This window comes from Streptomyces sp. WAC 04229 (assembly GCF_003947455.1).
GTDB lineage: Bacteria > Actinomycetota > Actinomycetes > Streptomycetales > Streptomycetaceae > Streptomyces.
This window is the reverse complement of the sequence record NZ_QHJH01000021.1, coordinates 23329-35976: the sequence shown is the minus strand read 5'-3', so window position 1 is coordinate 35976 and position 12648 is coordinate 23329. Positions and strand designations below refer to the sequence as shown.

Here is a 12648-nt window from a genome sequence, read left to right as displayed (position 1 = left end):
GCTGATCTCCCCCCGGCCCAACGTCCGAGGGGGTGCGGGAGTGCCCGCCCACGAAGGTACGCGTGGGGGGCCTCGGAGTGTCAGTCCCGAGGCATAGACTTCGACGCTGACCCCCGGACTGACCGCAGCCCGTCGCCAACAGTTTTCCCAGGAGGCCGCACGTGTCCAAGCCGCCGTTCACGCACCTGCACGTCCACACCCAGTACTCACTGCTGGACGGTGCCGCGCGGCTCAAGGACATGTTCGAGGCCTGCAACGAGATGGGCATGTCGCACATCGCCATGTCCGACCACGGCAACCTGCACGGGGCGTACGACTTCTTCCACTCCGCGAAGAAGGCCGGGGTCACCCCGATCATCGGCATCGAGGCGTACGTCGCCCCCGAGTCGCGGCGGAACAAGCGCAAGATCCAGTGGGGCCAGCCGCACCAGAAGCGGGACGACGTCTCCGGTTCCGGTGGCTACACCCACAAGACGATGTGGGCGACCAACCGGACGGGACTGCACAACCTCTTCAAGCTCTCCTCGGACGCCTACGCCGAGGGCTGGCTGCAGAAGTGGCCCCGGATGGACAAGGAGACCATCTCCCAGTGGTCCGAGGGCATCGTCGCCTCCACCGGCTGCCCCTCCGGCGAGGTCCAGACCCGGCTGCGCCTCGGCCACTTCGACGAGGCGCTGAAGGCGGCCGCCGACTACCAGGACATCTTCGGCAAGGACCGCTACTTCCTGGAGCTGATGGACCACGGCATCGAGATCGAGCACCGGGTCCGCGACGGCCTGCTGGAGATCGGCCGCAAGCTCGGCATCCCGCCCCTGGTCACCAACGACTCGCACTACACCTACGCGCACGAGGCGACCGCCCACGACGCGCTGCTGTGCATCCAGACCGGCAAGAATCTCTCCGACCCGGACCGCTTCCGCTTCGACGGCACCGGCTACTACCTGAAGTCGACGGACGAGATGTACGCCATCGACTCCTCCGACGCCTGGCAGGAGGGCTGCGCCAACACGCGCCTGATCGCCGAGATGATCGACACCACCGGCATGTTCGAGAAGCGCGACCTCATGCCGAAGTTCGACATCCCCGACGGCTTCACCGAGGTCACCTGGTTCCAGGAGGAGGTCCGCCGCGGCATGGAGCGCCGCTTCGCGGGCCAGGTCCCCGAGGACCGCCAGAAGCAGGCCGAGTACGAGATGGACGTCATCATCCAGATGGGGTTCCCGGGCTACTTCCTCGTGGTCGCCGACTTCATCATGTGGGCCAAGAACCAGGGCATCGCGGTCGGCCCCGGCCGAGGCTCCGCCGCCGGTTCGATCGTGGCCTACGCCATGGGCATCACCGACCTCGACCCCATCCCGCACGGCCTGATCTTCGAGCGGTTCCTGAACCCCGAGCGCGTGTCCATGCCCGACGTCGACATCGACTTCGACGAGCGCAGGCGCGTCGAGGTGATCAGGTACGTGACGGAGAAGTACGGCGCCGACAAGGTCGCCATGATCGGCACCTACGGCAAGATCAAGGCGAAGAACGCCATCAAGGACTCCGCGCGCGTCCTGGGCTACCCGTACGCGATGGGCGACCGGCTCACCAAGGCGATGCCCGCCGACGTCCTCGGCAAGGGCATCGACCTCAACGGCATCACGGACCCGGCTCACCCCCGCTACAGCGAGGCGGGCGAGATCCGCTCGATGTACGAGAACGAGCCGGACGTCAAGAAGGTCATCGACACCGCCAAGGGCGTCGAGGGCCTGGTCCGGCAGATGGGCGTCCACGCGGCCGGCGTGATCATGTCCAGCGAGCCGATCGTCGACCACGCCCCCATCTGGGTGCGGCACACGGACGGCGTGACCATCACGCAGTGGGACTACCCGCAGTGCGAGTCGCTCGGCCTGCTGAAGATGGACTTCCTCGGCCTGCGCAACCTCACGATCATGGACGACGCCGTCAAGATGGTGAAGTCCAACAAGGGCGTCGACCTCGACCTGCTCTCCCTGCCGCTGGACGACCCGACCACCTTCGACCTGCTCCAGCGCGGCGACACGCTCGGCGTCTTCCAGTTCGACGGCGGTCCGATGCGCTCGCTGCTGCGGCTGATGAAGCCCGACAACTTCGAAGACATCTCCGCCGTGTCCGCGCTCTACCGTCCCGGCCCGATGGGCATGGACTCGCACACCAACTACGCGCTGCGCAAGAACAACCTCCAGGAGATCACGCCGATCCACAAGGAGCTGGAGGAGCCCCTCCAGGAGGTCCTCGCGGTCACCTACGGCCTGATCGTGTACCAGGAGCAGGTGCAGAAGGCCGCCCAGATCATCGCGGGCTACTCGCTCGGCGAGGCCGACATCCTGCGCCGCGTGATGGGCAAGAAGAAGCCCGACGAACTGGCGAAGAACTTCGTCCTCTTCCAGGAGGGCGCCCGCAAGAAGGGCTACAGCGACGAGGCCATCCAGGCCCTGTGGGACGTCCTGGTCCCCTTCGCCGGCTACGCGTTCAACAAGGCGCACTCCGCCGCGTACGGCCTGGTCTCGTACTGGACGGCGTACCTCAAGGCCAACTACCCGGCCGAGTACATGGCGGCCCTGCTCACCTCGGTCAAGGACGACAAGGACAAGTCGGCCGTCTACCTCAACGAGTGCCGGCGCATGGGCATCAAGGTGCTGCCGCCCAACGTCAACGAGTCCATGTCGAACTTCGCCGCCCAGGGCGACGACGTGATCCTCTTCGGCCTCTCCGCCGTCCGCAACGTCGGCACCAACGTCGTCGAGTCGATCATCAGGTGCCGCAAGGCGAAGGGAAAGTACGCCTCCTTCCCCGACTACCTGGACAAGGTCGAGGCGGTCGTCTGCAACAAGCGGACCACCGAGTCGCTGATCAAGGCCGGCGCCTTCGACGAGATGGGGCACACCCGCAAGGGCCTCACCGCGCAGTACGAGCCGATGATCGACAACGTGGTCGCGGTCAAGCGCAAGGAGGCCGAGGGGCAGTTCGACCTCTTCGGCGGCATGGGCGACGAGCAGACCGACGAGCCGGGGTTCGGACTCGACGTCGTCTTCGGCGAGGACGAGTGGGACAAGACCTATCTGCTCGCCCAGGAGCGGGAGATGCTCGGTCTCTACGTCTCCGACCACCCGCTCTTCGGCCTGGAGCACGTGCTGTCCGACAAGGCCGACGCGGGCATCTCCCAGCTCACCGGCGGTGACTTCGGGGACGGCGCGGTCGTCACCATCGGCGGCATCATCTCCGGCCTCCAGCGCAAGATGACCAAGCAGGGCAACGCCTGGGCCATCGCCACCGTCGAGGACCTGGCCGGCTCCCTGGAGTGCATGTTCTTCCCGGCGACCTACCAGCTGGTGTCCACCCAACTCGTCGAAGACGCCGTGGTCTTCGTCAAGGGCAGGCTGGACAAGCGGGAGGACGTGCCGCGGCTGGTCGCGATGGAGCTCCAGGTCCCCGACCTGTCCAACGCGGGCACCAACGCGCCCGTGGTCCTCACCATCCCGGCCACCCGCATCACGCCGCCGATGGTCAGCCGTCTCGGCGAGATCCTCACCCACCACCGGGGCGACAGCGAGGTGCGGATCAAGCTCCAGGGCCCGACGAAGACGACGGTGCTCCGGCTGGACCGGCACCGGGTCAAGCCCGATCCGGCGCTCTTCGGCGACCTGAAGGTGCTGCTCGGGCCGTCCTGCCTGGCGGGCTGACGGGGGCTCTGCCCGAAAGCGGGCGAGGGGCGCTCCCGGTTGCCGGGCGCGCCCCAAGCCAGTTGCGGCTGTGGTGTTGCTCAGTTGTGGCCGAAGCGCTTCCCCCGCTTGCGGGACGCGGCGTCGCCGGGGGTCGTCAGCTGCGGGGAGTGCTGCTCCTCGCGCTCCAGCACGTTCGACTCGGCGGCCCGCGGGGCGCGCTCGGCGTGGGGCTGCTTACGGTCACGGTTGTTCTTGTTCTTGGCCATGGTGATCTACCTCCTGAGGGGGATCTAGGGGCCAACGACGCAACCAGATTCACATAGGCCGATAAAGAACGCATATCGGGCAATTACCGTGCGTGACACGGCTGGTCGGGGTCCCGTCCGCCGAAACGCCACGCCGAAGATCGAGTTCGGGCCGTTAACCTCCGCGCCGTCGGGCAGACTCGAAGGAAGCCCGAAGCAAACCTCCCGGAAAGAGGGTGGATCGCGTGGACCGCTGCATCGTCCTGGTGGACGCCGGGTATCTGCTGGGGGCCGCCGCGAGTCTGCTCGCCGGGGAGCCCTCACGCTCGCGCATCACCGTCGACCACGCCGCCCTCATCCAGGGGCTGCGCGACCGCGCCGAGTCCGACACCGGGCAGCCCCTGCTGCGCATCTACTGGTTCGACGGCGCCCCCGACCGCGTCCCGCAGCCCGAGCACCGCCGGCTGCGCGTGATGCCCCGGGTCACCGTCCGGCTGGGTGCCCTCACGCGCAGTGACGGCCGCTGGGCGCAGAAGGGCGTCGACGCCGCCATGCACGCCGAGCTGACCGAGCTGGCCCGCAACCGCGCCTGCTCCGACGTCGTCCTGGTGACCGGCGACGGCGACCTGCTGCCCGGCATGATGGCCGCCAAGGAGCACGGCGTCGCCGTCCACCTGTGGGCCGTACAGGCCGCCGACGGCGACTACAACCAGTCCGAGGACCTGGTCGCCGAGGCCGACGAACGCCGCGTCCTGGACCGTACGTGGATCACCAAGGCGGTACGCGCCAAGGAACTCGGCGGGATCTGCGCGCCGCCGCCCGTGCCCCGCCCCGAGATCGCCGCGATCCTCTCCGCACCGCTGCCCGAATCGGCCCTCTCGGCGACCGCCGAACGGCCCGCGCAGGAGCCCGAGCACCCCACGACGGCCGCCGGGCACAACGGGGCGGAGGAGCGCGTACCGCCCGCCAAGGGCGTGCCCACCCCCAAGGACCTGGCCGCCCTGCGCGCCCCCGGCGCCCCTCCTGCCCCGCAGCCGACCACCGCCACCCTGCGCTGGTCCTCCGACAAGGGCTGGGTCGACCGGCCCGCCGCGGAGCCGTCCGAGGCCGCCTCCCTGCCGACGCTGGCCCAGCTCACCACGGCCGAGCAGCGCTGGGCCGACCGCGAGGAGGACATCACCACGGTCGGCGGCGACCCGTACGAGGTCGGTCAGGTCTTCGCCCGCCGCTGGCTGGAGCGCCTCGGCGACCACGGCCACCTGCAGAAGCTCTCCGGGATGTACCCGCGCATCCCGCACCGCGTCGACGGGGAGCTGCTGCGCTACGCGGCCCGCTTCGGGCTGCTGGCCCACAAGGACGACCAGATCGACGAGCACGACCGGTACGCGATCCGGGCCGGGTTCTGGCGGGAGATCGACGTGCGCACGGCGACCGAACGCACCCCCGCGGCGGAGTGAGGCGCTCCGGCGCCTCCCCGGCTGAATCGACACTTATGGGCGGACCCGGGAGCGGGACGGGGGGACGGACCCCGTAGTCTCGTCCCTTGTGAGTACGCGCGCGGCACAGGCACTACGACCCGGTGGCGGTGCCGTGTGCGCGGTGCGCGGACTGACCAAGACCTATCCGGCCCAGCGCGGCAGGCGCGGCGTTCCCGCCACCCCCGAGGTGCGGGCCACCGACGACGTGAGCCTGGACATCCGCCGCGGTGAGATCTTCGGCCTGCTCGGACCCAACGGCGCGGGCAAGTCCACCCTGGTCCGCCAGCTCACCGGCCTGATGCGGCCCGACCGCGGCAGCGTGGAGATCCTCGGGCACGACGTCGTGCGCCACCCCGAGCGGGCCGCCCGGATCCTCGCCTACCTCGGGCAGGAGTCCAGCGCCCTGGACGAGCTGACCGTGTCGCTCGCCGCCGAGACCACCGGGCGGCTGCGCGGCCTGGAGGTGCGACAGGCGCGCGCCGAGCGGGACGCGGTCCTCGACGAGCTGGGCCTGACCCCCCTCGCCGCCCGCCCGATCAAGAAGCTCTCCGGCGGCCAGCGCCGCCTCGCCTGCTTCGCCGCCGCGCTGGTGGGGGAGCGCCCGCTGCTCGTGCTGGACGAGCCGACCACCGGCATGGACCCGGTGGCCCGGCGCGCGGTGTGGGCGGCCGTCGACCGGCGGCGGGCGGAGCGCGGCACCACCGTCCTGCTCGTCACCCACAACGTCATCGAGGCGGAGACCGTCCTCGACCGGGTCGCCGTCCTCGACCGGGGGCGCGTCATCGCCTGCGACACGCCCTCCGGGCTCAAGGAGAAGGTCGCCGGCGAGGTCCGGGTGGACCTGGTGTGGCGCGAGACGGCCCCGCTGCACGTCCCGGAGGTCGCCGCCCTGCGCGACCGCGTCGTCGAGTCGGGGCGGCGCTGGACGCTGCGCCTGGCCCCCGAGGAGGCCCGCGCGGTCGTCGCCACCGTCACCGGCGGTGCCGCCTTCGCCGCGCTCGACGACTTCACCCTCGCGACGCCCAGCCTGGAGGACGTGTACCTGGCACTGGGCGGCGCGGCGCGGCAGGGGCTGGTGAGGGCTTGAGCGCACGCACGGTGAGCACATCGGCCGCCGCATCCGTACCCGTCAGGGCGACCGTCTCCAACGACCCCAACGAAGGGGAGCAGCGCGACGTGAGTGTCGTATCCGCCGATGTCCTGCCGGGTGGCGTCCTGGCCGTCGAGGAGCAGGACGCGGCCGAGCTGGGACCCAGGGCGCGGCTGTGGCCGTGCCTGGTGGCCGTGTACCGGGCGCAGCTGTCCCGGGCGCGGGTCGCGCGCATCCCGCTGCTCTTCGTGGCCACCTTCCAGTCGGTCGGCATCATGATCCTGATGCGCGGCGTGGTGGACGGCGGCGGCGAGGCCCGGGCCGTGGTCGCCGGTTCGGCGGTGCTCGTCGTGGCCTTCGTGGCGCTGAACCTGCTCGCCCAGTACTTCGGGCAGCTGCGGGCCAGCGGCGGCCTCGACCACTACGCGACGCTGCCGGTGCCGCCGGCCGCCGTGGTGCTGGGCGCGGCGGGCGCGTACGCGTCCTTCACGGTGCCCGGGACCGTCGTGACGGCGGTGTTCGGCTGTGTGCTGTACGGGCTGCCGATGACGCATCTGTGGGTGCTGGTGGCGGTGATCCCACTGGCGGGCGCCGCCCTCGCCGGACTGGGCGCGGCCCTCGGCCTGCTCGCGCCCCGGCCCGAGTTCGCCACCCTGCTGGGCCAGCTGGGCATGTCGGCGGCGCTGCTGCTGGGCGTGCTGCCGGCCGAGCGGATGCCGGAGGCGGTCCGGCTGGTCCGGGACCTGCTGCCCTCGACGTACGGCGTGGAGGCGTTCGCGCGCACCTTCGGGGCGCGGCCGAACTGGGCCTTCGTCCTCGGGGACCTCGCGGTGTGCGCCGGGGTCGGTGTGATCTCCCTGGCCGTCGCCACCTGGGCGTACCGCAGGGCGGCCGTCCGGTGATGTGCCGCACCGGCGGGTTTGGCACGATGGCACGGTGACCGCTCCTCTGAATCCGCCACCCCCGCCGAACGAACGCCCGCCGTACCGGGGCGGGCCGGTGCCGCCGCCCGTCGGCGCGCACGCGGTGGGGACCGCGCCCGGCGCACCGTACGACCACCACGGCGAACAGGACGGCCCCGGGATGCTGACCGAAGTGCGGCAGGCCGCCGTGGCGGTGCTGGCGATCGCGCTCTCCGGTGCGCTGCTGGGCGTGCTGTGGTGGAAGCTGGCCCCGACCGTGCCGCTGGTCGGCGACGTGGTCGACGAGCGCTGGGTGGTCTTCCTCAAGGAGTCCGAGGGCGAGCAGGCGATCGGCGTCGACGGAACGTTCACGCTGCTCGCGCTGGCGTTCGGGGCGCTCAGCGGACTCGTGGCCTTCCTGCTGCGGCGGCGCGGCGGCGTGCCGCTGGTGGTGGCGCTGGGCGTCGGCGGACTGCTCGGCTCGCTCCTGGCGTGGCGGGTCGGCGTGTGGCTCGGCCCCGCACAGGACGTGATCGCGCACGCGAAGGACGTGGGCAAGGGCGTGACGTTCGACGCGCCGCTGAAGCTGGGCGCGAAGGGCGCGCTGCTGGCCTGGTCGCTGGCGGCGCTCGTCGTCCACCTGGGACTGACGGGACTGTTCGGCCCCAGGGACCCGGAGCCGGATCCCTGGCCCGCGCCGTACGGGGACAAGCCGGCGTAGCTCCCGCCGAGCCGGCTCTCCTGCCGTCGCCCGGTCCAGGCGGGGCGGCGGCCGTGGTCCGCCCGTCCCCTCCTGGTGCGCCACCCGCGTTTGCGGGTGCTCTTCGACATGTTCTGTCTGATCAGCCGAGAACGGCGCCCTCGTCGAGTGGTTACGCGCGGCCGATCGGCGCGCGGACCGCGTCGGTCAGCTTGGCGAGGTCGTCCGGGGACAGCTCGACCTCCAGGCCGCGGCGGCCCGCCGAGACGCAGATCGTGGCGTGCTCCGAGGCCGACGCGTCCAGGACCGTCGCGAGCCGCTTGCGCTGGCCCAGGGGCGAGATGCCGCCCCGCACATAGCCCGTGGTGCGCTCGGCCAGCGCCGGATCGGCCATCGCCGCGCGCTTGCCGCCCACCGCGGCCGCCAGGGCCTTCAGGTCCAGCTGGCCCGCCACCGGCACCACCGCGACCGTCAGGGCGCCGTCGACGTCCGCCACCAGCGTCTTGAAGACCCGCTCCGGGGAGACGCCCATCGCCTCGGCCGCCTCCTCGCCGTAGGACGGGTGCGCGGGGTCGTGCTCGTAGGCGTGCACGGTGTACGTCACCCCGGCCGCCGTGAGTGCCACCGTCGCGGGGGTGCCGCCGGACTGCTGCTTCTTCGACTTCTTCGCCATACGGGCCGGTACCTCAGTTGAGACTCGTCGGGCCGCGCGTCAGTTCCGACGCGGGCAGGGACGGCAGCGTACGGATGACGGCGGTCTCGGAGCGAAGGAGTTTCAGCTCGTCCCTCAGACGGGACGCGGTGTCCGGAGCCTGGAGCAGACGCTGCTTCGTCGGTGTGTCGAGCATCATCGCGGCGGCGACCAGGTACGAGACCACACCCGGTTCGTCCGGCAGCTCGGCGCCGGTGGCCAGCGACCGCTCGCGCGCCCCCGCCAGCCGCTTCTGGTACTGCCGGAAGGACCGCAGGACGCCCTCGGCCAGCGCGCCGGCCTCGTCGCCCGGTTCCTCCGGCAGCGGTTCCAGCTCCGCCGTCAGGAAGGGGCCCGACGCGTCCACCGATACCAGGCGCACCCGGTTCGTGCCGGTCGCCAGCACCTCGAAGGTGCCGTCGGCCCGCTCGCGGATCGTCGCCGCGTCCGCGATGCAGCCCACCTTGTGGAACGCCTTCAGCGGATCGGAGCCGAACCCGGCCGCCGGCCCGCGTTCCGGCGTGGCCGTCGGGTCGGGCAGGCCGGGAGCGCTCTGGGCCACCTCGTAGCCGTCGCGGATCGCCACGACGGCGAACCGGCGGGGTTCGTCCTCGGAGGTCTTCAGCAGTTCGCGCATCATGGCGCGATAGCGCTCCTCGAAGATGTTGAGGGGGAGCACCAGCCCCGGGAACAGGACGGAGTTCAAGGGGAAGAGGGGGAGCCGGACGGTGGTCACGACGCAGAAGCCTAATGGTCGCCGCGACCGGCGTGCCCGCCCCGCCCACTTCGTGGATGGCCCGAACCCGTCCTCCGCGGCGCGGCGTCCACGGCCGCGCGGACATCGGCGCGCACCTGGAGGAAGCGGCCGAGCGGATCGTCCGTCTCCCGGTCCCACGGGAAGGACGTGACGTACGGGCCGGTCAGCCGCAGCTGTTCCGCCGCGTCCGCGAGCCGGTCCAGGCGCACGAGGACGTACGCCAGCAGGTTCCGCAGCTCCGCCGCCCACGGGTCGGCCGCCGGGTGGGCCGCCGACAGGGCGATCGCGCGGTCGGCGGCCGCGTCCAGGCGGACACGGAGGTCACGCGGGGGTGCGCCGGTCGCGGCGCCGACGTCGGCGCCGGCGGCCCGCAGACAGGTGAAGGCCGCCCGCAGCGGCAGCGCCCGGACCAGGGCGTCCTCGGGGGCGTCCTGCGCGGCCGTCTCGGCGAAGTCCAGGCATTCGCGGTGGGCGCCGGGTGAGGCGGCGGCGAGGTATTCCAGGGCGGCGACGTGGCAGCCGTAGTGGTGCGGGGAGCGGCGGACCGCCTGTCCCCACAGCCGCTCGAACTCGGCGTGTCCGGCACCGGCGCCCCGCGCCGCGTCCAGCGCCGTGCGCCACGGCACCGGGTCGGGTCCGGCTGCCTCGGCCGCCGCGGTCACCGCGGGCACGAGCCCGCGCAGCAGCTCGGCACGGTCCGGTGAGTCCCAGTGGCGGGCCACCGCCAGGCGCGCCGCGACCAGCGGGGCGCCGGGGTCCTCCGGGGCGGTGGCGCGCCAGGTGTCGAGCCACTCGGAACGGGAGCGGGAGAAGGCGGCGAGACGCGTGGTGTACCGGTCGCGGTGCTCCCACTCCGCCCGCTCCCGGGTGCCGGTGAGGAGGCCGGCCGCCGGGGTGTGCTCGCCGCGGGCCGCCGCGAGGAGGGCGGGGGCGAGGCGGTCGTCGGGGGCGTCGAGGAGCACGTCGTCGTCTTGGTCGGGCCGGGTGCTCCGGGCGCGGGCCCGGGCGGCCGCGGTCCGGAGGAACGCGCGCAGCATGGTGTCTACGACGGTCGACCGGGCGGGATGGTTGTGCGGGGTGGGTCCGGATTCGGCCTCGTCTTCGCCTTCGGCCGATTGTGTTCCCACCCGCACCACCCGTACAGCTTTCGTCGTCGGGTGCGGGTGGCCCTTGTGGGGCCTCTCGCCGTCGGCGGCCGCTGGTTTTGGGGCGTCGGAGGTGGAGCGGCCCCGCACGCGGAGGTCGCGCGCTGCTCGTGCGGCATTCGTGGTCGGGTGCAGGCGGCCGCGGCCGGGCGTCGGACGTGCTGCCGCTCCACCCCCGGAGGGCTCAGCTTCTGCGCAGCAGGCGGGTCGCGCCCGCCGCCACCGTCGTCGCCAGGATCCAGCCCAGCAGGATCAGGGCCGTCGCCAGCCACTGCCAGGCGTCGTGGAGCTGCCAGAAGCCGGCCTGGCCCAGGTCGATGACCGGCAGGAGCAGGTCGAGGGCGAAGAGGGCAGGGTTCCAGTCCGGGTGCTCGCCGGTCTTCAGCGGGGGCGGCTCGGCACGGGCGAAGGCGAGCGTGCCCGCCGCCCACAGCACCGCCATCCACACCGCGGCCCGCCCCGGCCGGTAGCCGTAGGCGACCGTCCAGTCCTGGGCGTACCCCACGAGCTTCGCGGCGATCGGCAGGCTCTCGCGGCGCCGGCGGTGCTTGGCGAGCAGCACCTCGCGGGCGACCTCGTCCTCGCCGCCGGCCCGCAGCACGGCGGCGAGGCGCTCGTACGGCTCCGGGTTGTACTCGGCGGTCGCGGCGCCCACCCAGCGCAGCCGCTTCTCCAGCGGGAACGGCCCGCGCGGCACCAGGTTCTCGTAGGCGAAACCGCCCATGTGCAGGCGGCCGGGTCCCGGCCAGCTGTCCGCCCGGTCCATCAGGTTGACGACCCGCGCCCCCGACAGCACCACCCGGCCGCGCGCCGGCCGCTCGCCCAGGAACCGCAGCTCGGGTGTCTGCACCCGGCGCAGCGACAGCTCCTGCTCGTCGGTGAACGTGAAGCGGGCGTGCTCGAAGTCGAGGGCGTCGCCGAACCGCCCGTCGTCCAGCCGCACCCCGCCCTCGCACTCGAAGCGCTGGATCCGCGTGCCCTGCGCCGGCGTGGTGCCCCGCAGCAGCGGGCTGCCGAGCCCCGCCGGTGTCAGGTACAGGGTGCGCTCCACCGTCAGCTGCGGGGCGTTGAGCGCGTGCCGCGTGTACGGGTTGAGGAGCCGGGCGCCGCGCAGGCTCAGCGACACGCCGACCTGGGCGCTGCGCAGGCTCACCTCGCCGTGCGACTCCAGCATCTCGGCCTGGAGGTCCTGCCCGACCGTCATGCCGTCGGCGGCGATGGAGCGGCCGTGCCGGTCGCGGTGCACGATCGCCTGGTTGAGCAGCAGGTCGGTGCCTATCCGGGCGTCCGTCAGCCGGATGCCGCCGGGGAAGCGGGAGCGGGGCAGGTGCAGGTCGCCCTCGGTGTGCAGCCGGGCCGCCTCGAGCCGTGGCACCCAGCAGTCCACCAGGCGCACGGTCGTGAACCGGGTCTCCGGCAGCAGCACCTCCCGCTCGAACCGGCAGCCCCGCAGCTCCACGTACGGCTCCACGGTGCCGCCGGCCAGGTCCATCGTGCCGCTGATCCGCACGCCGGTCAGCTGGAGCGAGGCCACCCGGCCCGCGAGCGCCGGCGGACCGTCCAGCAGCAGCCAGCACACGATGCGGGCCCGCACGCTCCGCTCCGGTCCCCACGGGTGCCCGCCGTGCGGGTCGTCGACGAGCGCGTCGCCGCTGCTGAGGTCGTACACGCTGCCGTTGCGGAAGGCCTGCCACATGCCGGCCTCGGCGGCGGTCAGGTCGTCCGGCAGCTCTCCGTCACGGGGACCCACCACTACGGTCACGGCACTTCACTCCCTCCCCGGCTACTCGTCGGTCGCTCACTCTTCGTACAACCGTTCATGCCCACTGGGTGACACTCCGAACACTCAAAGTGAGCACCGATTCGGGTGAGTTGCCCGTGGGCCGCGCGGGGCCGCCGCGTTCTGTATCAGCCATTGATACGCGCGAACCGTGCCCGACGCGGGTCTGAGAGAATT

The 12648-nt window shown here is 72.3% G+C and carries 10 protein-coding genes; 5 read left to right on the top strand and 5 right to left on the bottom strand.

Features of this window, described 5'->3' with window-relative positions:
* Window positions 1–161: 161 nt before the first annotated feature.
* Complete coding sequence (gene dnaE / locus DMH12_RS09065) at window positions 162–3701, top strand: DNA polymerase III subunit alpha (RefSeq protein ID WP_125491037.1); 3540 nt, start codon at window positions 162–164, stop codon at window positions 3699–3701.
* A gap of 80 nt (window positions 3702–3781) precedes the next feature.
* Here the strand turns inward: dnaE and DMH12_RS09060 are convergent, their stop codons facing one another.
* Window positions 3782–3949, bottom strand: coding sequence for a hypothetical protein (locus DMH12_RS09060; RefSeq protein WP_125491036.1), 168 nt, complete (start codon window positions 3947–3949; stop codon window positions 3782–3784).
* A gap of 224 nt (window positions 3950–4173) precedes the next feature.
* Between DMH12_RS09060 and DMH12_RS09055 the strand changes: the two genes are divergently transcribed.
* The 4 genes from DMH12_RS09055 to DMH12_RS09040 all read left to right on the top strand — a co-directional run bounded on the left by DMH12_RS09055 (window position 4174) and on the right by DMH12_RS09040 (window position 8119).
* Window positions 4174–5385 (top strand): NYN domain-containing protein, encoded by a 1212-nt coding sequence (locus tag DMH12_RS09055; RefSeq protein ID WP_125491035.1) that lies wholly within the window; start codon window positions 4174–4176, stop codon window positions 5383–5385.
* 133 nt (window positions 5386–5518) lie between these two features.
* A complete protein-coding gene (locus DMH12_RS09050; RefSeq protein WP_125491064.1) occupies window positions 5519–6493 on the top strand; it encodes an ABC transporter ATP-binding protein in 975 nt (324 codons plus the stop codon).
* A gap of 89 nt (window positions 6494–6582) precedes the next feature.
* Window positions 6583–7398, top strand: a complete 816-nt coding sequence (locus DMH12_RS09045; protein ID WP_125491034.1) for an ABC transporter permease — start codon at window positions 6583–6585, stop codon at window positions 7396–7398.
* A gap of 34 nt (window positions 7399–7432) precedes the next feature.
* Window positions 7433–8119, top strand: a complete 687-nt coding sequence (locus DMH12_RS09040; protein WP_125491033.1) for an AAA family ATPase — start codon at window positions 7433–7435, stop codon at window positions 8117–8119.
* 151 nt (window positions 8120–8270) lie between these two features.
* Here the strand turns inward: DMH12_RS09040 and ybaK are convergent, their stop codons facing one another.
* The 4 genes from ybaK to DMH12_RS09020 form a co-directional block, all read right to left on the bottom strand.
* A complete protein-coding gene (gene ybaK / locus DMH12_RS09035; protein ID WP_125491032.1) occupies window positions 8271–8771 on the bottom strand; it encodes a Cys-tRNA(Pro) deacylase in 501 nt (166 codons plus the stop codon).
* A gap of 13 nt (window positions 8772–8784) precedes the next feature.
* Window positions 8785–9525, bottom strand: coding sequence for an LON peptidase substrate-binding domain-containing protein (locus DMH12_RS09030; protein WP_125491031.1), 741 nt, complete (start codon window positions 9523–9525; stop codon window positions 8785–8787).
* An 11-nt stretch (window positions 9526–9536) separates the two neighbouring features.
* On the bottom strand, window positions 9537–10583 hold the full coding sequence (locus DMH12_RS09025; protein WP_125491063.1) for a hypothetical protein: 1047 nt from the start codon (window positions 10581–10583) through the stop codon (window positions 9537–9539).
* A 292-nt stretch (window positions 10584–10875) separates the two neighbouring features.
* The gene (locus tag DMH12_RS09020; protein ID WP_125491030.1) at window positions 10876–12453 is read right to left on the bottom strand and encodes an oxidoreductase; all 1578 of its coding nucleotides are present in this window, start codon (window positions 12451–12453) and stop codon (window positions 10876–10878) included.
* Between the last annotated feature and the right edge of the window lie 195 nt (window positions 12454–12648).

Bases quoted from the DNA above. Each gene is read 5' to 3' on its own strand.
- DMH12_RS09060 (WP_125491036.1), bottom strand. From the start codon at position 3,949: ATGGCCAAGAACAAGAACAACCGTGACCGTAAGCAGCCCCACGCCGAG.
- ybaK (WP_125491032.1), bottom strand. From the start codon at position 8,771: ATGGCGAAGAAGTCGAAGAAGCAGCAGTCCGGCGGCACCCCCGCGACG.
- DMH12_RS09025 (WP_125491063.1), bottom strand. From the start codon at position 10,583: ATGCTGCGCGCGTTCCTCCGGACCGCGGCCGCCCGGGCCCGCGCCCGG.